Here is a 1,074-nt window from a genome sequence, read left to right as displayed (position 1 = left end):
AAAAGGCGGGCACCGGGCCCGACGAGCACTTTGCGCTGGTGCAGATCACCTTGCACAGCGTGGAGTGGCTGGATGTCAGCCGCGAGCCCCATCAGCGCGCGCGTTTTGAGGCCACTGCGGATGGCTGGCAGGGCAGCTGGCGCGTGCCCTGGGATTTATTGTTCCGCCGGTGTTTTTGCCTGACGCGGGCGGCCAGCCGCACCGGCGCACACCAGCGCCAGCAGTACCATGATCAGTACCGGCAACATCGCCATACGCAATCCGGCATGTTCGCCGATAAAGCCCAGTCCGGGCGGGCCGACCAGAAACGCCAGATAACCCAGCGTGGCGGCAATCGTGACGCGCACCGCGCTGTTATGACCATCGCCCGCCGCCGAGACCGTTAGCGGGAAGCCGAGCGACGCGCCGACGCCCCAGAACAGCACGGCCGCCGCCGCCAGCCATGGGTTATCGGAGAAAATCACCAGCGTCAGCCCCAGCGCGGCGGAGAAAGCGCTGGCGCGCAGTACCCAGACGCGACCCAGACGATCAACCACCAGCCCACCGAGAAAGCGCCCCAGCGTCATGCCAGCGGTGAAGCCCGCGTAGACCAGCGTGCTTTGGGTATGATTGAGGTTATGGCCGTCGATCATCAGTAACGGCAGCCAGTCGTTAGCCGAGCCTTCCGCCAGCGCCATCGCCAGAATCACCACGCCGAGCACCAGCAGCTGGCGGTCACGCAGTTCACGTCCAACCTGGGCCAGAAAGCCGCCATGATGCGGCTGTTCGCTGCGTTCGCTGTCGCTGGTGGCGGGCAGATGGCGCAGCGCCAGGGCGGCAATCAGCAGGTTAACCAGCAGCACCACGCTAAAGTGCCAGTGGGTGCTGATATCGGCTGCGGTCATGGCCAGCCCCGCCAGTGCGCCGATCAGCGTGCCGAAACTGAAGAAGCCGTGAATGATTGTCATGATTGACTTGCCGATGCGCCGCTCAAACGCTGCTCCTTCGACATAAACCACCACATCCATCAGCGCGGTTCCGCCGCCCAGCAACACCAGACTGGTAAACACCAGCCCGCTACTGGCGAGCGTTAAC

Annotated in this window: 1 protein-coding gene; it reads right to left on the bottom strand. The window is 64.2% G+C overall.

Translation table 11 applies throughout. The features are described 5' to 3' along the window. Window positions 1–155: 155 nt before the first annotated feature. Window positions 156–1,074, bottom strand: a 919-nt coding sequence (locus F3J23_RS21500) for an MFS transporter (protein WP_167033599.1), incomplete at its 5' end; no start/stop codon positions are given.

Origin of the sequence: Chryseobacterium sp. Tr-659 (assembly GCF_011752975.1) — a bacterium.
Taxonomy (GTDB): Bacteria; Bacteroidota; Bacteroidia; order Flavobacteriales; family Weeksellaceae; genus Chryseobacterium.
This window is presented reverse-complemented; position numbering and strand designations above follow the sequence as displayed.